The sequence below is a fragment of the Pseudomonas sp. YuFO20 genome (genome assembly GCF_035064975.1).
In the GTDB taxonomy this organism is placed as follows: Bacteria; Pseudomonadota; Gammaproteobacteria; order Pseudomonadales; family Pseudomonadaceae; genus Aquipseudomonas; species Aquipseudomonas putida_AE.
The window spans coordinates 48,691-68,617 of record NZ_JAXDEO010000024.1; the positions used below are offsets into that span (position 1 = coordinate 48,691).

23 protein-coding genes and 1 pseudogene are annotated in these 19,927 nt (G+C 60.9%); 14 read left to right on the forward strand and 10 right to left on the reverse strand.

The features are described from left to right. Positions 1-139: 139 nt before the first annotated feature. The 3 genes from SOP85_RS15365 (at position 140) to SOP85_RS15375 (ending at position 2,910) form a co-directional block, all read left to right on the forward strand. Entirely contained in the window at positions 140-1,486 is a 1,347-nt protein-coding gene (locus SOP85_RS15365; protein WP_323627398.1) for a CoA transferase, read from the forward strand. Positions 1,487-1,490: 4 nt separating this feature from the next. Then, on the forward strand, positions 1,491-2,459 hold the full coding sequence (locus tag SOP85_RS15370; protein WP_323627399.1) for a hypothetical protein: 969 nt from the start codon (positions 1,491-1,493) through the stop codon (positions 2,457-2,459). Between the two features lie 133 nt (positions 2,460-2,592). Then, on the forward strand, positions 2,593-2,910 hold the full coding sequence (locus SOP85_RS15375; protein WP_323607252.1) for a helix-turn-helix transcriptional regulator: 318 nt from the start codon (positions 2,593-2,595) through the stop codon (positions 2,908-2,910). Between the two features lie 50 nt (positions 2,911-2,960). Here SOP85_RS15375 and SOP85_RS15380 read toward each other — a convergent pair whose 3' ends face one another. Both SOP85_RS15380 and SOP85_RS15385 read right to left on the reverse strand, forming a co-directional pair. Next, the gene (locus tag SOP85_RS15380; RefSeq protein ID WP_323627400.1) at positions 2,961-4,463 is read right to left on the reverse strand and encodes an amidase family protein; all 1,503 of its coding nucleotides are present in this window, start codon (positions 4,461-4,463) and stop codon (positions 2,961-2,963) included. Between the two features lie 116 nt (positions 4,464-4,579). Next, entirely contained in the window at positions 4,580-5,638 is a 1,059-nt protein-coding gene (locus tag SOP85_RS15385; RefSeq protein WP_323627401.1) for an MBL fold metallo-hydrolase, read from the reverse strand. Between the two features lie 215 nt (positions 5,639-5,853). On the opposite strand from SOP85_RS15385, the gene SOP85_RS15390 reads away from it, so the two are divergent. Both SOP85_RS15390 and SOP85_RS15395 read left to right on the forward strand, forming a co-directional pair. Beyond that, entirely contained in the window at positions 5,854-6,465 is a 612-nt protein-coding gene (locus SOP85_RS15390) for a TetR/AcrR family transcriptional regulator (protein ID WP_323607256.1), read from the forward strand. 124 nt (positions 6,466-6,589) lie between these two features. Next, the gene (locus SOP85_RS15395) at positions 6,590-7,123 is read left to right on the forward strand and encodes a DUF1003 domain-containing protein (RefSeq protein WP_323627403.1); all 534 of its coding nucleotides are present in this window, start codon (positions 6,590-6,592) and stop codon (positions 7,121-7,123) included. A 5-nt stretch (positions 7,124-7,128) separates the two neighbouring features. Here SOP85_RS15395 and SOP85_RS15400 read toward each other — a convergent pair whose 3' ends face one another. Then, on the reverse strand, positions 7,129-8,070 hold the full coding sequence (locus tag SOP85_RS15400) for a LysR family transcriptional regulator (RefSeq protein WP_323627405.1): 942 nt from the start codon (positions 8,068-8,070) through the stop codon (positions 7,129-7,131). Positions 8,071-8,085: 15 nt separating this feature from the next. Here SOP85_RS15400 and SOP85_RS15405 point away from each other — a divergent pair, with 15 nt between their 5' ends. Together SOP85_RS15405 and SOP85_RS15410 are read left to right on the forward strand one after the other, a co-directional pair. Then, positions 8,086-8,793 (forward strand): CTP synthase C-terminal region-related (seleno)protein, encoded by a 708-nt coding sequence (locus SOP85_RS15405; protein ID WP_323627407.1) that lies wholly within the window; start codon positions 8,086-8,088, stop codon positions 8,791-8,793. Next, positions 8,790-9,137 (forward strand): antibiotic biosynthesis monooxygenase family protein, encoded by a 348-nt coding sequence (locus SOP85_RS15410; protein WP_323627408.1) that lies wholly within the window; start codon positions 8,790-8,792, stop codon positions 9,135-9,137. Before SOP85_RS15405 ends, SOP85_RS15410 begins: the two co-directional genes overlap by 4 nt. Before the next feature lie 233 nt (positions 9,138-9,370). Here SOP85_RS15410 and SOP85_RS15415 read toward each other — a convergent pair whose 3' ends face one another. Further along, a complete protein-coding gene (locus SOP85_RS15415) occupies positions 9,371-9,697 on the reverse strand; it encodes a DUF2025 family protein (RefSeq protein WP_323627409.1) in 327 nt (108 codons plus the stop codon). Between SOP85_RS15415 and SOP85_RS15420 the strand changes: the two genes are divergently transcribed. The 5 genes and pseudogenes from SOP85_RS15420 to SOP85_RS15440 all read left to right on the forward strand — a co-directional run bounded on the left by SOP85_RS15420 (position 9,696) and on the right by SOP85_RS15440 (position 14,386). Beyond that, positions 9,696-9,878, forward strand: coding sequence for a hypothetical protein (locus SOP85_RS15420; RefSeq protein ID WP_274073359.1), 183 nt, complete (start codon positions 9,696-9,698; stop codon positions 9,876-9,878). The two genes, SOP85_RS15415 and SOP85_RS15420, sit on opposite strands and share 2 nt — an antisense overlap. 40 nt (positions 9,879-9,918) lie before the next feature. Continuing rightward, the gene (locus SOP85_RS15425; RefSeq protein ID WP_323627410.1) at positions 9,919-11,046 is read left to right on the forward strand and encodes a glycerophosphodiester phosphodiesterase; all 1,128 of its coding nucleotides are present in this window, start codon (positions 9,919-9,921) and stop codon (positions 11,044-11,046) included. An 88-nt stretch (positions 11,047-11,134) separates the two neighbouring features. Then, on the forward strand, positions 11,135-11,440 hold the full coding sequence (locus SOP85_RS15430; protein ID WP_323627411.1) for a PepSY domain-containing protein: 306 nt from the start codon (positions 11,135-11,137) through the stop codon (positions 11,438-11,440). Positions 11,441-11,600: 160 nt separating this feature from the next. Then, the gene (locus tag SOP85_RS15435; RefSeq protein WP_274073598.1) at positions 11,601-12,623 is read left to right on the forward strand and encodes a transporter; all 1,023 of its coding nucleotides are present in this window, start codon (positions 11,601-11,603) and stop codon (positions 12,621-12,623) included. Between the two features lie 149 nt (positions 12,624-12,772). After that, a pseudogene (locus SOP85_RS15440) lies at positions 12,773-14,386 on the forward strand (inorganic phosphate transporter). A gap of 101 nt (positions 14,387-14,487) precedes the next feature. Here SOP85_RS15440 and SOP85_RS15445 read toward each other — a convergent pair. Next, the gene (locus tag SOP85_RS15445; RefSeq protein ID WP_274073355.1) at positions 14,488-14,925 is read right to left on the reverse strand and encodes a multidrug/biocide efflux PACE transporter; all 438 of its coding nucleotides are present in this window, start codon (positions 14,923-14,925) and stop codon (positions 14,488-14,490) included. Positions 14,926-15,014: 89 nt separating this feature from the next. Here SOP85_RS15445 and SOP85_RS15450 point away from each other — a divergent pair, with 89 nt between their 5' ends. Then, complete coding sequence (locus SOP85_RS15450; protein ID WP_274073354.1) at positions 15,015-15,869, forward strand: LysR family transcriptional regulator; 855 nt, start codon at positions 15,015-15,017, stop codon at positions 15,867-15,869. Positions 15,870-15,998: 129 nt separating this feature from the next. Here SOP85_RS15450 and SOP85_RS15455 read toward each other — a convergent pair whose 3' ends face one another. The 3 genes from SOP85_RS15455 to SOP85_RS15465 all read right to left on the reverse strand — a co-directional run bounded on the left by SOP85_RS15455 (position 15,999) and on the right by SOP85_RS15465 (position 18,073). Then, on the reverse strand, positions 15,999-17,234 hold the full coding sequence (locus SOP85_RS15455; protein ID WP_323627413.1) for an RNA polymerase sigma factor: 1,236 nt from the start codon (positions 17,232-17,234) through the stop codon (positions 15,999-16,001). Between the two features lies 1 nt (position 17,235). Then, a complete protein-coding gene (locus tag SOP85_RS15460) occupies positions 17,236-17,580 on the reverse strand; it encodes a YciI family protein (RefSeq protein WP_323627414.1) in 345 nt (114 codons plus the stop codon). Between the two features lie 67 nt (positions 17,581-17,647). Next, complete coding sequence (locus tag SOP85_RS15465; protein WP_323627415.1) at positions 17,648-18,073, reverse strand: YybH family protein; 426 nt, start codon at positions 18,071-18,073, stop codon at positions 17,648-17,650. Between the two features lie 140 nt (positions 18,074-18,213). Between SOP85_RS15465 and SOP85_RS15470 the strand changes: the two genes are divergently transcribed. Beyond that, entirely contained in the window at positions 18,214-18,699 is a 486-nt protein-coding gene (locus SOP85_RS15470; RefSeq protein WP_323607268.1) for a GNAT family N-acetyltransferase, read from the forward strand. Positions 18,700-18,833: 134 nt separating this feature from the next. On the opposite strand, the gene SOP85_RS15475 is transcribed toward SOP85_RS15470, so the two are convergent. Then, positions 18,834-19,322: a GNAT family N-acetyltransferase gene (locus tag SOP85_RS15475; RefSeq protein ID WP_323627417.1), complete on the reverse strand. Its 489-nt coding sequence runs from the start codon at positions 19,320-19,322 to the stop codon at positions 18,834-18,836. Positions 19,323-19,420: 98 nt separating this feature from the next. Beyond that, positions 19,421-19,906, reverse strand: coding sequence for a GyrI-like domain-containing protein (locus SOP85_RS15480; protein ID WP_323627418.1), 486 nt, complete (start codon positions 19,904-19,906; stop codon positions 19,421-19,423). Between the last annotated feature and the right edge of the window lie 21 nt (positions 19,907-19,927).

The following is a 19,927-nucleotide window of genomic DNA, read 5'->3' on the forward strand; positions in this document are numbered from 1 at the left end:
TGTAGGAGCTGCCGAAGGCTGCGATCTTTTGATTTTTCAAGATCAAAAGATCGCAGCCTTCGGCAGCTCCTACGGGGTTTTCATCAGCTCTGAGGTTTTTTTGTTTTATGCTCGGGCTCTCGTTCCGGAGAGCCCTTCGATGACTGATCTACTCACGTCCATTCAAGCCGAACTCGGCTTGCCGCTCACCTGCATCGCATTCACCTCCAGCGGTGCCCTGCCCTCGGCGTTCGCCGTCACCGACCTGGCGTGCGCCAGCATCGCCGCCGCCGGCCAGGCAGTCAGCGAATTGCTGCACCAGCAAACCGGACGCTTGCCCGGCCTTGAAGTCGACCGGCGCCTGGCCTCCTTCTGGTTTTCCAGTTCGATCCGCCCGCTGGGCTGGAAGGTCCCGCCACTGTGGGACCCGATTGCTGGCGACTACGCCACGAAGGACGGCTGGATTCGTCTGCACACCAATGCGCCCCATCACCGCGCCGCCGCTGAGGCCGTGCTGGGCGCTTGCATCGACCGCAAGTCGATGGCAGCTAAAGTGGCGCAATGGGCCAGGACTGACCTGGAACAGGCCGTGGTCGATGCCGGTGGCTGTGCCGCCGAAATGCGCACGTGGGAACAGTGGCAGGCCCATCCGCAAGGGCTCGCGGTCAACGCCGAACCGCTGGTTCAGTTCAGCGCCGGCCACACTCCGCAGAACACAATCTGGCAAGGTTCGGTGGCGCGCCCCTTGGCCGGAATCAAGGTGCTGGACCTGACCCGCGTACTCGCAGGCCCGGTCGCCAGCCGCTTTCTCGCGGGCCTTGGCGCCGATGTATTGCGCATCGACCCACCCTCCTGGAACGAACCGGGCGTGGTGCCGGAGATGACGCTGGGCAAGCGTTGTGCACGCCTGGATCTGCACGACCAAACCGATCGCCAGGTATTCGAAAGCTTGCTCAAGGACGCCGACATCGTCCTCCACGGTTACCGCGCCGATGCCCTGGAGCGCCTGGGGTATGGTGCCGCCGAACGACAGCAGCGGATCCCCGGCCTGATCGACGTTTGCCTCAACGCCTACGGCTGGAGCGGTCCGTGGCAGAACCGTCGCGGCTTCGACAGCCTGGTGCAGATGAGCAGCGGCATCGCGCACGCGGGCATGCTCAGCCAGCAGGCGGACAAACCGACGCCCTTGCCACTGCAGGCGCTCGATCACGCCACCGGGTATCTGATGGCGGCCAGTGCGATCCGCTTGTTGGCAGAACGCTTGAACAACGGCCTGGGTGGTTCGGCGCGGCTGTCGTTGGCGCGTACGGCGAAGCTGTTGATCGACCAGGGTCCCGGTAGCGCCGAGCCATTGCGGGCCGAAGACGAACAGGATCAGGGCATGCTGGTCGAGCAAACGCCATGGGGCCCGGCACATCGCCTGCATGTGCCGCTGAAGATCACCGGGACGCCCGTGCAGTGGACGCTTGCAGCGTCTGAACTGGGTTCCCATCGGGCGCAGTGGTAACCCCATGAAATTCGACCTCGCCTATTGCCTCGGCCTCGAGGAAAAACTGTCGATCTATGACGTGCGCGACCTGAATTTCGACGAGTCGATGGCGTTCGATTCCGCACAGGAACATTTCCAGTGCCCCAACGATGCCTGTCGCCTGGCGTTTGATGCGGCGAACGGTTTGGGCACGTTCAACGCCAAAAACGTCAACTACGTGCGCACGCCGCACTTCAAGAATCTGCCGAGTACGCGGCATGTCGCGGGTTGTCCTTATGCAAGCCTGAAAACCCCGGCTTCGGTCGGCGAGGAAACGGATGACAGTCGCGAGGAACATTTCCCGTCGGAATTGTTACTCAGTCGGCGTGAGTATGTGCGCAAGCCGTCGCACCCGACGGTGGCTGCCGATCTGCAAGGAGCTGAGCCAGCAGCGGCATCGACGATCAGCAGCGTCGAGCAACCCGGCCGCGAGTCGGCGCCGGACAAGACCAGTGTCTTCGCCCATCCGGTGGAATGTTTCGTGTCGAACTTCGAGGACAAGGCGCTGCTCAAGCGCATGCCACTGAAGATTGGCCAGCACACCGCGCCCTATGCCTCGTTTTTCAAGAAGATCGAGTACCTGCAAGACAACCCGGGACTGATTTACTGGGGCAGGATCAAGCAGATCAAAGACTACACCCAGAGCTTTCGCATCGACTTCGAAAAGAAGGTCTGGTTCGAGAAGACGCCCTACTCGGTCAACGTTTACCTGAACAAGAAGCTGATCGACAGCTACCGCAAACGCAAGGCGTTCCTGGAGGAAATCAAGCACGCCATCGAGAGCGGGAAGCCATTGTATTGCTTCTTTTATGGCGTCCAGCCTGCGTTGCGGCAGGTGCCCAGCAAGAAAAACCCCGAGCAGACGTTCGGGGTGTTCAGCGCCAATATCGAGAATCTGGATCACTTTATCGTACGCGAGGCGCTGGGGTTGGATGAGTCATCCAAGCCATAAAGGCAGTGACCTTCCGTCTGGCCATGGGGGTAGGAAACAGAAAAATCGAAAAATGCGTTTGATCCGGATCGAAAACAACTGTACAAAAACACAGTATATTTAAAACCAGTACTCTCGAGCCCGGAGAACCCCCATGGCCTCTCAAGCGATGAAAATCACCCTGGAACGTATCGCCCTTTTCCAATTCACCCCGGCCCACTGCGCCCAGGCCCGAGCGATGCTGGGCTGGAGCGTGGAAGTCTTGTCCCGCGAAGCCGGGGTTTCGGTGCAGGCCATCGAGCGCTTCGAGGCGCGGCAGGAGGTGCTGGATGTCACTCGTCTGGCCTTGGCATACAGGCTTGAAGCGGAGGGGCTGGTGTTTTTCCCGGGGTTTGCGCCGGGTAGAGGGATGAACGTGAAAGGCCCTACGCCGAATCCGGTGGCGCGGGCGGATTTTGCGATGGTTGAATGAGGTCGCAGCGCCATCACTTGCGCTACGACCAGACGTGCATGGAACTGAAACTAGGGCCTGAATGCAGGTATTGGCCGCGCATGGGAGGCTTGTTCATAGCCATACGCCAATGCCAGGAGGCTGGCTTCGCTCCAGCGTGCACCGAAGAATAATGCCGACGTGGGCAGCCCGTCTTCATCCGCTCCGGTAGGCACCATGATGCTGGGGTAGCCCGCCAGCGGAACGACATTCAACCCCGGTGAGCCGACATCGAGCACCACGGCATCCAGTTGGTGCTGCACCAGGACGTCATCGATGGCGGCGGCGTTTTCACTCTGGATGGTCTGCCACAGTTGCTCATAGGTAAGCGGGTCAAACACCAGGTTGTTGGCCGCGATCAACACGCTTTGCCCATGGTCTTCGACCCCAGGTTTGCGTTGATTGAAACGGACAAGGTCTTCCAGGCTCTTGATGGGCAGGCCGGTGCGTTGCGCGAGGTATTCAGGCAGGTGTCGTTTGATTCCCATGGACAGGGCCTCCTCCACCTGCGCCGACTGCGGGTCTTTGAGCTCGATGGGTATCAATTTTGCGCCGGCGGCCTGCATGACTTCCAGCGCCCGGGAAAACTGAGGATCGCTCTGCGCGGCCTCGCCGCTCACATCGAACTTGAGTGGGTAACCGAGGCGTCGCCCCACCAGCGAACCAGGTCGGAGCAATGCCGTGTAGTCCACGCCATCGAGGGCTCGGGGTTTACTGACCGGATCGGCGGCGTCATTGCCCGTCATGGCGTTGAGCAACAGTGCCGCATCGCGAACGCTGCGAGCCATCGGCCCAGGGGTGTCGAGTTTGTGTGTCACAGCGACAATGCCACTGCGACTCAACAACCCCACGGTGGGCTTGACCCCCACCACCCCATTGAGCGATGCCGGACAGATAATCGAGCCGGCGGTTTCCGTCCCTACGCTCAAGGGTGCAAAACCTGCGGCCACTGCCGCACCGGACCCGGAGCTTGAACCGCAGGGCGTCTGGCTTAACAGATGCGGGTTCCTGGTTTGCCCGCCTCGGCCACTCCAGCCGTCGGGGACCGCGGGGTCACGAAAGTTTGCCCACTCGCTGAGGTTGGTCTTGCCCAGAATGATCGCGCCCGCGGCCCTTAGCCGTTGCACGATAAAGGCATCCTCGGCGGCGGGTTGCCCGATCATGGCCAATGATCCGGCGCTGGTCTGCATCTGGTCAGACGTATCGATGTTGTCTTTCAACAACAGCGGAATACCGTGCATGGGGCCGCGAACATGCCCGCGTTCTCGCTCCCGATCCAGCGACCTGGCAATCGCCAGCGCATCGGGGTTGAGCTCGATGACCGAATTGATCGTGGGTCCGTTTTTATCGAGCCTGTCGATGCGTTGTTGCAGGTGTTGCACCAGCGCCTCGGCACTCAGCTGGCCGCGCTGCATTTCCTTGCTGATTTCATCGACACTCAAGTACTCCAATGGTTGTGCGTTGGCGTAGCTTGCGATCGAAAGCAGAACGATCTGGGTCAGCCGCGTTATGCAGCCTTTTATCCTGACATCCATGTGAATGACATCCTTGTGGTACGGGGTGAGCTTTCCAGCCTACCGACGTGGCCGGGAATATCCGTCATCACTTGCCCTGAATCACATAGGAAAACTCGTCTCGTTCTGTAGGCGCTTCACCCGAGGATTTGCTGATCCTGGTAGACCTGCTGTTCGACTTCATACCACCACGCCGTACCGCGCTGCGCCGCCAGCATATTGAACGCCTCGCCCATCCGCGGCGTGGTGATCGAGACATTGCGCTCCCAGGCCAGGGCCAGGATGCGGTCGAAGGGTTCGTACCAGGCATGCGTCGACAAATCGAAGGTGCCGTTGTGAATCGGCAGCAGCCAGCGCCCCTTGAGGTCGAGGTGGGCTTGCAGGGTTTGCTCAGGCTGCATGTGCACATGGGGCCAGTCGACGTTGTAGGCGCCGGTTTCCATGAGGGTCAGGTCGAAAGGGCCGTATTGTTCACCAATGCGTTTGAAGCCATCGAAGTAGCCGCTGTCGCCACTGAAAAAGATCCGCGTATCGCCATCGATCATCACCCACGAGGCCCAGAGGGTGCTGTTGCCGTCGAACAGGCCGCGACCGGAAAAGTGCTGCGAGGGGGTGGCGACGAACTGGATGCCCTCGACCTCGGTACCCTGCCACCAGTCCAGCTGGCGGATTTTGCTGGCGTCGATTCCCCACTTGATCAGGGTGTCGCCCACGCCCAGCGGGGTCAGGAAGTACCTGGCCTTGTCGGCAAGCTTGAGCACCGCGTGATAGTCCAGGTGATCGTAGTGATCGTGGGACAGGATCACCGCTTCAATCGGCGGCAATTGCTCGAGGCTGATCGGCGGTTGGTGAAAACGCTTGGGGCCGGCCCATTGCACGGGGGAGGCGCGTTCGGCGAAGACCGGGTCGGTGATCCAGAATTTGTCCCGCAGCTTGAGCAATACCGTGGAATGACCGAGGCGATAGACGCTGTGGTTGGGCGCTGCCAGCAACGCCGCTTGCGTCAGGGGTTGCATCGGTACAGGCGCCGTCGGCCGGGTGTTGCGCGGTTTGTGGAACATCGCGTTCCAGAGGATGCGCAAGGTTTTGCCAAGGCTTAAACGCTGAATCGGCCTGTGGTTTTGAAACTGTCCTTGAGCCTGTCGGGAAGCTTCAGGTTGGGAGGCGCTGTTCGCCGCGGAAGTTGATTTGGCCATGGGGCAATGACTCCAGGAAAACCGCAGGCTTCACGGTTTTCCGTTTTTGGGACGATAAATGGCCGAGACACGCACGCATCAGCCGAGCACTCTAGTTTTACCGGGCAGGATTAACAAAACATTACACTGCACAGTGTAGTTTCAAGGTTGCATCAAAGCCGATCACAAGTAAACTACCGAGTGTAATTTTCCTTTCTTCCTGCCGAAGCGTATTTATGACAGCTCCACAGCGCCTCACCGACCGCAAACGCGAAGCCATCATTCAGGCGGCGATTGTCGAATTCCGTGCCAATGGATTCGACATCACCAGCATGGACAGAATTGCCGCCACCGCCGGTGTGTCCAAGCGCACGGTGTACAACCATTTCCCCAGCAAGGAAGAGTTGTTCGCTGAAATCCTCAATCAATTGTGGGTCCGGGTCACGGCGGAACAGGAAGTGCCTTACCGTCCCGACCTGCCCCTGCGTGACCAGATGCGTCATATGCTGACGGTAAAGCTTTCGGTACTGAGCGATGAAAATCTGCTCGATCTGGCGCGGGTGGCCATCGCCGCCACCATCCATTCTCCCGAGCGCGCGCAAAGCATGGTGACGCGTATGGGGGAGCGCGAAGAAAACCTCACTATATGGATTCGAGCCGCCCAGGCCGATGGACGCCTGAAAGCGGTCGCCCCGGAATTTGCCGCGCAACAGCTCCATGGCATGCTCAAATCCTTTGCCTTCTGGCCGCAGATTTCCCTGGGCTTGCCGGCTTTGTCGACCGAGATGCAAGGCACCGTGGTGGAATCGGCGCTGGACATGTTCCTGGCCTGCTATCAGGTGCAATAATTGACAATCTCGACAGCGGCGTCGAAGAACTGATCGCTTCAATGTGTACGGCAGAATGTGTTTCAGAATGAAACTCGTGCCGAGGCTATAGTGAGCCTCAGTCCCAGCGCCTGCAGAGAGCATCATGAATTCCACGAGCAACGAAACCACCGCCCCCGTCGATCACCTGCGTTTCCATCGCCGTCATGCCCACCTGGCGCCGACCTTCGGCAATGACAAATTCGCCCTGCGTGCCGAGGCTTTTGCGCGGTTCTTCGGTACACCGACCTTTCTAGGCGCACAAACACTGATCGTGGTGATCTGGGTGTGCCTGAACCTGTTCGGCGTCGCCCACTTCGATGCCTACCCGTTCATCCTGCTCAACCTGGCGTTCAGCCTGCAATCGGCCTATGCCGCCCCCCTGATCCTGTTGGCCCAGACCCGTCAGGCCGCGCGGGACAAAGCCCAATCCGATGCCGATGCGCAACACCGCGAAGCGCTGGCGATCGCCAACAGTGAGCGACAGGCGGAAGCGGCGAAAAACAGCGCGCAACTGCTGGCGCTGCTTGAGCAGAACACCCGCCTCACGGAAATGACCAAGGCCCTCACCGAGCGCATCGAAAACCTGACCACGGAAATGCATCAGCACTTCGTGCGCAAGGACGAGCCAAAGGCCTGAACCGCCTAGGGCAACTTCAGCGCCCTCCCCAGCTCGTCAAACAGCGTCACCACCGAGCGCAAGGCTCGGCAATCCGGGCGGGTCAGCAGCCACAGCGCGGTGTCGTATCCGTGCAACGGCTCGCCCAGTGGCTGTAATCCATCACCGATCAGAAAGTCCGGCAACGCCGCCACGCCCAACCCCGCTCGCACCAGTTCGGTGACCGACAGCATGCTGTTGCAGCGATAAGCCGGCATCACCCCAGGCATTACCTGACGACGCCAAGCCACTGTCGGGTGATCAGGCAGGAAGTCGTCAGGGGCGATCCAGGTCAGTGACACCAGATCGGTCGCATCGACCCCTTGCAGATAACCGGCGCTGGCACACACCCGGTAGCCAATCCCTGCAAGGCGTCGCCCCACCAGGTGTTCCGGTGGCGTACGGGTCAGGCGCAAGGCGATGTCGGCATCGCGGCGGCTGAGGTTGGCAAAGTCGTTGGACGTACTGAGCTCAAGGATCAACGCTGGATAGTTCGGCATGAACTGCGCCAGCGCCGGCAGCAGTAAGCCTTGCAGGACCGAATCGGTGCAGGTCAGGCGCACGGTGCCGCTGACCACTTCACCGCCCTGCTCCACACCGACCCTGGCGGCTTCCAATGCCTGTTCGGCGCGCTCGGCCTGTTCCGCCAGGGCCTGCGCCAGGCTCGTGGGCAGGTAACCGGCGCGGCTTTTTTCGAACAACGGCTGGCCCAGTGCGGCTTCCAGTCGACGCACGGCGCGAAACACCGTCGAGACATCCACTTTCATCAGCTGCGCGGCCCGGGCCAGAGAGCCGCCGCGCACCAATGCGAGCACCAGGGCCAGGTCTGGGTAGTCCAGTCGATAGTGCGTCGCTGCATTGATCACTTGGGATAACGCCAATATTGAGTGCGTGAACGCCAATCTATAGTGGCTGCCAGGAATCAACAAGCGCCGAGGTCACCCATGGAAAACCGCGTCATTCGCATCGCCCTGATCGGTGATCAAGACCCTCAAGTCACCGCCCACCAGGCCATCCCGGTGGCGCTCGGCCTGGCCGCCGAACACAGCGGCCGAAACGTGCAAGGGCAGTGGCTGGCCACCGATAGCTTGCATGCCAACACGCCGCTCGCCGGGTTCGACGGTTTCTGGTGCGTGCCCGCCAGCCCGTATCGCAGCATGGACGGTGCCTTGCGGGCGATTCGCTTTGCCCGTGAACAGCGGCGACCTTTCCTCGGCACCTGCGGCGGGTTTCAACATGCGGTGCTGGAATATGCGCGCAACGTGCTCGGCTGGGCGGATGCCGAACATGGCGAGACGGCTCCCGATGCATCGCGGGCATTGCTCACGCCGCTGGCGTGTTCACTGGTTGAGGCTGTCGACATTATTCATTTGCGGGAAGGCTCGCTGATCGCCAGGGCATATGAAACCTGTGAAATTCGTGAGGGCTATCGCTGCCGCTACGGAGTGAATCCCGAGTTCGAACGGGAACTGCTCAAGCACGCGCTTCATGCCGTCGGCCATGATGCCGAACACGGTTTGCGCGCGGTCGAGCTCAGCGGTCATCCGTTCTATGTCGCCACGCTGTTCCAGCCGGAACGCGCTGCCCTCGAGGGTACCCTGCCACCGCTGGTGCGGGCCTTGATCGCAGCGTGCGTGGAGCGGCGGTCATGATTGCTGCGCCCTATTACGCAGTGATCTTCACTTCGCTACGAACCGAGGGTGACCAGGGGTACGCCGAAGCGGCCGAACGGATGGTGGCGCTGGCGCGTGAGCAGCCGGGGTTCCTCGGTGTAGAGTCGGCGCGGGGCGATGATGGGCTGGGGATTACGGTGTCGTATTGGACCAGTGAGGCGGCGATCCTGGCGTGGAAGCAGCATCCCGAGCACCGGGCAATTAGTGAGCGCGGGCGATCGACCTGGTATGCGCAGTGTCATACCCGGGTTTGCCTTGTTGAGCGGGCTTATGAGTTCACCCCACCCCCTGCAGGAGCGGGCTTGCCAGCGATGACGGCCTGACAGCCAACTGGAATTTCGCGGCTGTACGCGATACCTGTGGGAGCGAGCTTGCTCGCGATGGAGGTCAACGATGACGCGGGGAGCCTGACACCCCACGGTGCTCTCAGGTTTTTCGCGAGCAAGCTCGCTCCTACAGGGGCCCGCCGCGCTGGACAGAACCGGAACGAAACCTCTCGATGGGACAAGAAAATCAAGATCAAAAGCCAAAGCAACAGCAACAGCGAGAAAGCCCACTAACCCCGCACCAGACTCCTCACCGCCGAAATCTCCGGCACTTCCCGCCTGTCCATGTACACCCGCAACGGCTCGGTGATGTTGATTCGCTCATCAATATTTTGATCCAGCAACAACTGGATCAACTCGCGCTTGAGCGTCATGGTCTGCTCCGGGCCAGGCACCCAGACGAATTCGCTGGTGGGGATGATGCCGTCGTCAGCCACGTCCATGCCGAACGAGTCTTCGCTGAAACGCACGATGTAGTGGCCAGTCTTGCGATTGAGGCCGACGAAGCCCTGGAGCTGGTCGGCGGCCTGGCAGATGAGCTGGGAAGTGATGCGCATGGAAACCTCACAGGAAGTGATCGATGGTTTACACGCATGGCCAGCGAATGGTTTTCCCTCTGCCGGGGAAGTTGCCGGGACGAAGAATAATGCAGACAAGAACACAAAAACGCTGACCGACATCAGCTTTCAACACGTTTATGTCGGTCTCGCGATAGCGCTGGCAACGCTCAGTTGTTAAAAGAGACCTCTTTGAAACCTGTCACGAAAGGATCTCGACCATGCCGGCCACCTTCACCCACAGCGCCCTGCTCCTGAGTTTGCTGCTTGGCCTCGGCCAGGCCCAGGCCGCCAGCGAGCCCGGCCCCGCCGCGCTGGCCACCCGAATGGGCATTCCGCACCCGGCGGTGATCGCCCACCGTGGCGCATCTTTCGATGCACCGGAATCCACCGCCGCCGCCTACAAACTGGCCCGCGACCTCGGCGCCGATTACCTGGAGCTGGACCTGCAGCGCAGCAAGGATGGCGTGCTGTTCGCCCTGCACGACAATAACCTGCAACGCACCACCGACGTCGCCAGCAAGTTCCCCGAGCGCAAGGACAGCCCGGCCAATGCCTTCACCATGGCCGAGCTGAAAACCCTGGATGCCGGCAGCTGGTTCAACGCGGCCTACCCGGATCGCGCGCGTCCTGCGTTTGCCGGCCTGAAAATCCTCTCCCTCGATGAAATCATCGACATCGCCCAGGGCAATCCGCTGCACAAGCCCGGCCTGTACATCGAGACCAAGGAGCCCAAGCAGTTTCCCGGAATCGAACGCGACCTCAAGGAAAAACTCCAGGATCGCGGCTGGCTGAGCCCCGCGGGGTCGAAACTGGCTAAAAGCGAGCTGTCCGTCGGCCAGGGTAAAGGCAAGGTGGTGCTGCAAACGTTCGAGAAGAGCAGCCTCGAATTGCTGCAAAAGGAAATGCCACAGGTGCCGAAGATCCTGTTGTTGTGGGTCGGTGAAGGCAGCATCGAGCCAAAATCGACAGTGACCTTTGCTCAATCCGGCGACAAGGACAAAGCCGCTTACTACGCAAAACAGCAACCCAAGGACAAAGCCGAGTACCAGCGCTGGGTCGACTACGCCAAGGCCCAGGGCGCGATCGGTACCGGCCCGTCCGCCGCGCTGACCCAGGGTGGCGATCAGAGCTACGCCGACCTGGTGCAACCGTGGATGAACCAGTACACCCACGATCAGGGCCTGCTGGTCCACGTCTACACCATCGATGAGGCGGTGGATTACCAGAAGGTCATGGCGGCTGGCGTCGACGGTATCTTCACCAACCGCGCCAGCGAGCTTCTGAAGTTCTATAAGCGCCCGGCGGCGGCGAGTGTGGCGCAGGTGATACGCAATAACGGCTATTGATTATTCGATTCAAGGGAATTTAAGTCTGAATTAAGTTGCCACAGTTATTCTGATCCCACTTAAACAGCTCATCCAAGGAAAGAAGCTTATGAAAACCCTGACTGCCCTGTTCGCCGCTGCAACCCTGACCCTCACCGCTGGCCTGGCCCAGGCTGATGTTCCCGTCGACCAGATCCCTCAGTTGGTCAAGGACGGCAAGATCAAGCCACTGGACGAACTGAACCAGATCGTGCTGAAGCTGCACCCGGGTGCCACGATTACCGACAGTGACCTGGACAACCACTTCAATAGCTACGAGTACGAAGTGGAACTGCGCGACGCCAGCAACGTTGAATGGGACGTGGACCTGAACGCCGCCACCGGCGAAGTCCTGAAGAACAAGAAAGACGACTGATGCACCCGAAAAAAAGCCGCACGATGCTCCCCATCGTGCGGCTTTTTTGCGTTTGGGTGACCGATCAGGCCGAGGTCACAAATCCGTCATCCAGCCTTGCGATGATGCGGCTCACGTGAACCTGTAAAACACGCGACAGGCGCCCCCCATGCGAGCCCTCATGAACCACAGCATCGATCACAGCCATCGCGATCCGGATCTGTTCGGCCTGCTTTACGGTTTCAGTTTTCGCCCCGGTGAGCGCGGCCAGGAAATCGATTCGGCCAGGGCCTTGCAGTACCTGCAACACCCGCAGGACGCCGAGCAATTTCTCTGGCTGCACCTGAACCTCGCCCATGCCGCGTGCGAGCGCTGGATGAAGAGCCACCTGGAACTGCCCGACGAGTTTTTCGAGGCCCTGCATGAAGGCTCACGGTCGACGCGCATCGAACATGTCGATTCGGCGTTGCTGGCGGTGGTCAACGACGTGGTGTTCAACCTCAGCAGCATGACCTCCTCCGATGTCTCGACCCTGTGGGTCTGTGCCCGCAGTCGACTGATCATCAGCGCGCGCCTGCAACCGCTGCATTCGGTGGACAAGCTGCGCTCATCGGTCAAGGCCGGTGAATGCTTCCGCTCGCCGCTGGAGTTGCTGGTGCATCTGCTGCGCGACCAGGGCGAAGTGCTGACCCAGATCGTGCGCAAGACCAGCCTGAGCGTGGATCAGATCGAAGATGAACTGCTGTCCTCGCGTCTGTCGACCAACCGCGCGGAACTGGGGGCCAATCGCCGGGTGCTGGTGCGCCTGCAACGCCTGCTGGCGCTGGAGCCAGGGTCGTTGCTGCGCCTGCTCAATCGCCCGCCACCCTGGCTGCAGAAGGAGGACGTCAAGGAACTGCGCAAGTCCACCGAGGAGTTTGCCTTGATCATCAACGACCTCACGGCGCTGGGGGAACGGATCAAGCTGTTGCAGGAGGAAATCGCCGCCAACCTCAACGAACAGAGCAACCGCACCCTGTTCACCCTGACGGTGGTGACGGTGCTGGCCCTGCCGATCAACATCATTGCCGGTTTCTTCGGCATGAACGTGGGTGGGGTGCCGCTGTCCCAGGACCCTGAAGGGTTCTGGATCCTGGTGGCGCTGGTGGCGACCTTTACCTTGATTGCGGGACGTTGGGCGTTTCGCAAGCGCCAGGATTATTAAGATCAAAAGATCGCAGCCCCTGTAGGAGCTGCCGCAGGCTGCGATCTTTCAAGAATCATACAAATCCAAACACTGACACAGGGCAGTCTCTCTGTAACATTTTGCAACGATCATCAACGACACTCCTTCCCTCCTCAGGAATGTCCGGCATGGCTACCCCCTCCTTTACCGCCGCCCCGGCGCCCGCCAGCAGCGCCAAACCGCAATTCGATAAAAAACCCGGTGTGCTCACCCTCGTGGTGTTTTTTGCAGTGCTGGGCATCGGGCTGCTGTTCACCGCCTACAGCCTGATGCACGACATGAAAGCACTCGGCACGGAGGTGACCACCTGGACGCCATTCATCCTGCTGGGCGTGGCCTTGCTGATTGCCTTGGGCTTCGAGTTCGTCAACGGTTTCCACGACACCGCCAACGCTGTCGCCACCGTGATCTACACACACTCGCTGCCACCGAATTTCGCGGTGGTCTGGTCCGGGTTCTTCAACTTCCTCGGGGTGCTGCTGTCCAGTGGCGCGGTGGCGTTCGGCATCATCGCGCTGCTGCCGGTGGAGTTGATCCTGCAAGTCGGTTCATCCGCCGGTTTCGCGATGATCTTCGCCCTGCTGATCGCCGCGATCCTGTGGAACCTCGGCACCTGGTGGCTGGGCCTGCCGGCCTCGTCGTCGCACACCCTGATCGGCTCGATCATCGGTGTCGGCGTGGCCAATGCGCTGATGCACGGGCGTGACGGCACCAGCGGCGTGGACTGGGCGCAGGCGACCAAGGTGGGATACGCCCTATTGCTCTCGCCGCTGGTCGGCTTCGGCTGCGCCGCGCTGTTGCTGTTGGCCCTGCGGGCCTTCGTCAAGAACCGCGCGCTGTACAAGGAGCCCAAGGGCAACACCCCGCCGCCATGGTGAATTCGCGGCATGTTGATCCTGACCTGCACCGGCGTGTCCTTCGCCCACGGTTCCAATGACGGTCAGAAAGGCATGGGGCTGATCATGCTGATCCTGGTCGGGACCTTGCCGATGGCCTATGCACTGAACCGCACCATGCCTGCAGACCAGGCGTTGCAGTTCGCCGCCGTGGCCGAAGTGACCCAACAGGCGCTGGTCAAGAGTGCGCCGTTGCCGGCACCGGCCGATCCGCGACCGATCCTCTCCGATTACGTGCGCAGCAAGGAAGTCACGCCGCAACTGATCCCCGCCCTCGCGGCACTGGCCGGCAACATCGGTAATGAAGTGAAGGGCTATGGTTCGCTGTCCAAAGTCCCGGCCGAAGCCATGGGCAACGTGCGCAACGACATGTACCTGACCAGCGAAACCATTCGCCTGATGGACAAGAACAAGGTGGGTAACTTCGACGCCGACACCAACGGCAAACTGCAGCTGTTCAAGCAGCAGATCGACAACGCCACGCGCTTCATTCCGTTGTGGGTGAAGATCGCCGTAGCAATTGCGCTGGGCCTGGGCACCATGGTCGGCTGGAAGCGCATCGTGGTAACCGTGGGCGAGAAAATCGGCAAGACCCACCTGACCTACGCCCAAGGCGCCTCGGCGGAAACCGTGGCCATGCTGACCATTGGCGCCGCCGACATGTTCGGCTTGCCGGTCTCGACCACCCACGTGTTGTCGTCAGGGGTGGCCGGGACCATGGTCGCCAATGGCGGCGGCTTGCAGATGAAGACCATCCGCAACCTGCTGATGGCCTGGGTGCTGACCTTGCCGGCGGCGATAGTGTTGTCGGGCAGTTTGTACTGGTTGTTCACCCAGATTTTCTGAATAAAGCAGCCCTTGCAGGAGCCCGGCTTGCCGGCGAAGGCGTCCGAAAGACCAACGCCATGTTGGAGGACGCCTTCGCCGGCAAGCCGGGCGCCTACAGGTTACGCGTTACAGGTAGAGCGAATGACCAACCGCTCCCGCACCACGTCATACACCCAGTGGTAAACGTAGGTGTACGGCAGGAAAAACAGCAGCACGCCGATATCCAGCAGGAACGCTTGCCACAGACTGACTTTCAGCCACCACGCAATCAACGGTACGCCTAGGGCGACCAGCCCGCCCTCGAACAACAGCGCGTGCACCACGCGGACCCAGGCGTTGTGCGCAATGGCGAAACGCTTGAGCACGCGGTCGAACAGACCGTTGAAGACCACGTTCCACGCCAGGGCCAACACGGCAATGACCACTGTGACAGCGCCCATTTCCAGCATCGGTTTGTCCATGATCCAGGCCAGCAACGGCGTACAGATCAGGATGGCCAGCAGCTCGAAACCGATGGCCTGGAAAATACGTTCGGTAATGGATTTATTGGCGCTCATGGCCGGACTCCTTGAGTGACGATGTTTGCCATCATCCATCTTCTTACCGATACTTCATAACCAATAACCATCGATCAAGGCGATAGTTCATGGCATCCCAGGAAGTGCTGCAGGCGTTCGTCCAGGCCGCGACCCAAGGCTCGTTTTCTGCGGCGGCACGCAAATTGGGCCGTAGCCAGTCGACCATCAGCGCCGCCGTGGCCAGCCTGGAAATCGATCTGAACCTGACCCTGTTTGACCGCAGCAGCCGCAAGCCCAGCCTGACCCCCGCCGGGCACGTCGTACTGCAACGGGCCGAAGAGATCCTGGCCGCCACCAGCCGGCTGGAGATGACCGCCAGCCAATTGTCCCAGGGCGTCGAGGCGAAGCTGACCGTGGCGCTTTCCGACACCTACCAGTCCGATCGTTTCGAAGTGGCACTCAGTGCCTTCGAGTCGCGTTATCCAGACCTGGAACTCGAATGCCTGATTGCCGAATGCGAGGACCTGGTGGCACTGGTGCAAAGCGGTCGGGCCCACGTCGCCTTCGCCGAAATGCAGGACAGCTACCCGCCTGACCTGGTCAGCTCGACCGTGGACGAACGCACGGAATTCGCCCTGTTCGTGTCGCGTAAACATCCACTGGCCAAGCAGAAAAATATTGACCAGGACACGCTGCAACAGCATCGCGAGCTGCGCCTGGCGACCATCGTCAATCCCTATGAAAGCCGCGCCAAGGGCCGGGTCTGGTCGGCACCGAGTTACCTGATGCTGCTGGAAATGGCCCAGGGCGGATTCGGCTGGGCGCCACTGCCACGCTGGTTGGTAGGGCGTTTTGGCGCGGGGACGTTGCAGGAGTTGGAAGTGCGCGGTTGGCCGAAAACGGTGTCGGTGGATGCCTTGTGGTCGCGCTTGCATCCGCCGGGGCCGGCGGGCAGCTGGTTGTTGGGCAAGATGCTGGAATAGGGGTGCGGCTACTGACCTCTTCGCGAGCAAGCCCGCTCCCACAGTGATCACTGCTGTACACAAAAATTGTGGTCGACTCATTACCCTGTGGGAGCGGGCTTGCTCGCGAAGGGGCCAGCAAACATCACATCACTCCAACGCCCGCAACCGAGCCTCGATAAACCGCCGCTCCGGCACCTGCTGCGTCAACTCCAGCGCCCGCTCATAGGCCGCCCGCGCCTGCTCCACCCTGCCCAACTGCCGACAGAACTCCGCCCGCGCCGAATGCGCCAGGTGGTAATCGAGCAGATCCCCCCGCGCCAGAATCGCCTCGACCAATGTCAGCCCTGCCAACGGGCCATCGCGTCTGGAGATCGCCGCCGCCCGGTTCAATTCGATCACCGGCGACGGCCACGCCCGCAGTAACACGTCATACAGCCCGACGATCTGCACCCAGTCGGTTTCCTCGATCGACGGCGCTTCGGCATGCACCGCGGCAATCGCCGCTTGCAGACAATACGGGCCGAATCGCCGAGTACCCAATGCCCGCTCCACCAGCGCACAGCCTTCGGCGATCATCTGCGCGTCCCACAACGAGCGGTCCTGGTCATCCAGCAAAATCAGGTCACCGTCCGCGCAGGTCCTGGCCAGGCGCCGGGACTCATGCAACAACATCAAAGCGAGCAAGCCCATGACCTCCGGCTCCGGCAGCAACTCCAGCAACAAACGCCCCAGGCGAATCGCTTCGCGGGTCAGGTCTTCGCGGGTCACTTGCGCGCCGCCGGACGCCGAATAGCCTTCGTTGAACACCAGGTAAATCACCCGCAGCACGCTGTCGAGGCGCTCGGGCAGTTCCGCCAGGGATGGCACCTGATAGGGGATTTTCGCATCACGGATTTTCGCCTTGGCGCGCACGATGCGCTGGGCGATGGTGGCGGGTGCCGAGAGAAAGGCCCGGGCGATTTCTTCCGTGGTCAGGTCGCAGACTTCGCGCAGGGTCAACGGCACCTGGGCGTCTGCCGCCAGTGCCGGGTGACAACAGGTGAAGATCAGGCGCAGGCGATCGTCTTCCACGTCTTCGTCACTCCAGTCGGCCTGCTCCAGCGCCTCCAGCTGCGCCTGTAACAATGGCCGCGAAGCATTGAACCGCGCGCGCCGGCGCAGCACATCAATGGCCTTGAAACGCCCGGTGGACACCAGCCAGGTACGCGGATTGTCCGGCACGCCGTCCTGCTGCCAACGTTCCACGGCAACGAAAAACGCTTCGTGCAAGGCCTCCTCGGCCAGGTCGAAATCGCCGAGCAGGCGAATCAGGGTCGCCAGGATCCGTCGCGACTCCTGGCGATAAACCTGCTCGACCCTGGCCTGTACCGGCAGCCCCGGCATCTTAAGGATTCAACTGCCGGACGGGGCGCACTTCGACACTGCCGACCCGTGCCGCCGGGATGTTCCCGGCGACCTGCAGGGCTTCGTTGAGGTCCTTGGCATCGATCAGGTAGAAGCCGGCCAACTGCTCCTTGGTTTCGGCGAACGGGCCATCGGTGATCGACAACTTGCCGTTGCGCATGCGCACCGTGGTGGCGGTCTGCACCGACTCCAGCGCCTCGGCGGCAACCATCCGGCCGCTGCCCTGGATTGCCTCGGCGTAGGCCATGCACTCCTCGTCCTTGGGACTTTCCGGCAGCGAATGCAGCAGGCGCTCATCGCTGTAGACCAGGCATAAATACTTCATCGCGCTCTCCCGATTGAACGGATCAACTATGGTCGCAGATGGGCCGTTTCGCACGGCTTGCCGACGATCAGGGTTCCAGGTTGAACAAGGTCGTGCCGCTCATCATGTCGAACGGGGCCGACCAGTGTTCGTGGACGATGCGCCATTGCCCGGCCTCGCACCGGTAGCAGGCGGTCACGCGCATCCAGCAGGCCTGGGTTTCGCCCTTCTCGTTGGTGCCGCCGCAATGGGCCAGCCAATGGGCGAAGGCGATGTGCTCGTCGGCCACGATGTTCATGTGGTCGAAATCAAACTTGTGCTGGCCCTGGCACATTTCCATGCATTCCAGCCAATGCGCGCGATAGGCCGCCTTGCCGCGAAATTGCAGGGCCTTGACGGCGTCGTAGGAGACGATGTCGTCGGCGTACAGGGCCATGATTTTATCGACGTCCTTCGAGATGACCGCCTCACGGTAATTGGCGATCAGGGTCTGGATTTCATTGGTATCACTCATGGTGGTTCTCCGTGGTTTTTCTTGGAAGACACCCTTAGTCGTCCGGCGATCCGCCAGATCGACAGTCGAAATAAAAATAATCCACGAGCGCAAACTCGCTAGAATCCGAGGCTCATTTCTATTGGAAAAAGGACACTCCAGTGACAGCCCGACTCGTGCCTTACGAAAGCCTGAATGCGCTGCAGCGCCAGCAGGTGGAGGCCATCGAAGTGCATCCGGAACAGATCAGGTTTTCCGGCGACATTCACGGTGCATTGCACACCCTGCTATCGAAGCCAGGCCCCGGCGTCAAAGGCTTTGCCTTGCTGGCTGATGCGGTGCCGGTTGCCTTTCTGCTGCTCAAACGCCCACCGGTGTTGCCAGCCTGGGCCGACGAACACAGCGCCACACTGCATGCGTTGCAGGTCGACCAGCGCGCCCAGGGCAAAGGTTATGGCAAGGCTTGCCTGCAAGCGCTACCCGAAGCGGCGCGCCTGGCGTGGCCGGAAATCCGCGGGCTGGAATTGTCGGTGGATGCCGATAACGATGCCGCCATTGCGCTGTATGCCAGGTATGGTTTCGTCGACAGTGGCGAGGCGTACAAGGGGCGGATCGGGTATGAGCGGCGGATGGGCCTCGTGTTCTGACTGACACACATGTCCCCTGTAGGAGCGAGCTTGCTCGCGAAGGTCGTCAACGATAACGCGTGCATTCTGGATAAACGCGGTGTGCCTGGGTTCTTCGCGAGCAAGCTCGCTCCTACACGGGGTCTGCGTCGGGTTCAGAGATTGAGCACCATCTCGTGCCACGCCATGCCGCCATGGTCGGACGCCGAGGGCTTGACGTAGGCAAAGCCAAAGCCTGCATACAACGGAATATGCCGCTCCTTGCACATCAGGTCGATGCTGGTCTTGCCCATCGCGCGCATGCGCTCGATGAACTCGCCCATCAAGTGCTTCGCCAGGCCCTGGCCCTGATAGTCCGGGTGCACCACCACCGACATGATCACCACGAGCGGTCCGGCCGGGTCGTGGCCGATCAGTTCCTTGAACGCCTCGTCGGACATTTCCACCTGGAACGCCGCGCCGGAATTGATGAAACCGGCGACCACGCCGTCCACTTCAGCAACGATGAAACCCTCGGGCCAAGTGGCGATGCGGGTGGCGATTTTCTCCCGGGTCGCGGCTTCGTCGCCTTCGTAGGCAAGGGTTTCGATGGCGTAGCAGCGGTCCAGGTCAGCAGGCGTGACGTGGCGGATGACAGTGTTCATGGCAGCTCGGAATCGGCGAGGGAAAGACCGGGGATGATAAATCAGCAACGGCGCAACATCGAGAGACGAACCGGCTGATCCGCCTCCCGAAGCACTTGTCACGCCTTGAGCGGTAGCCAGAGTTCCAGCGTGCCGGTATTGAGCCTGGGGTTGAAGTCTTCGCTGTAGCGTTCGAATTCCGGGGCGTTCAACAGCTCGCGCCCGGACTGCGGCAGCCAGGTGCCATGGATGTACTGGAAGGTCTGCGGCAAGGTGTCCAGCGAGCCTTTGTGTTCGAACACCACATACTGCTGAGGCTGAACTTCTACCCAGCGGTACTGTTCAGGCAAATCATCGAGCTTGCTGATCTCGACGCCAGCGATGTAATCAAAGCCGCCCTTGCCGTCGAAATTGCAGCAGACGCCGTAGGTCACTTCGCCTTTTTGCCCCGGAACATTGCCAACGTGGGGGATGAATTTTTCCCAGAGATCAGGAATGCCTTTTACGGTTTGCTGGGTAAATTGTCCGCCAAGCCCCGCAATCAGCAGGAAGTGACCGTGTTCGAAGCGTGGTTCCGTCACTTCGACGCGTGTTTGCTCATCCATGACTCGACTCCTGGAAGTAAA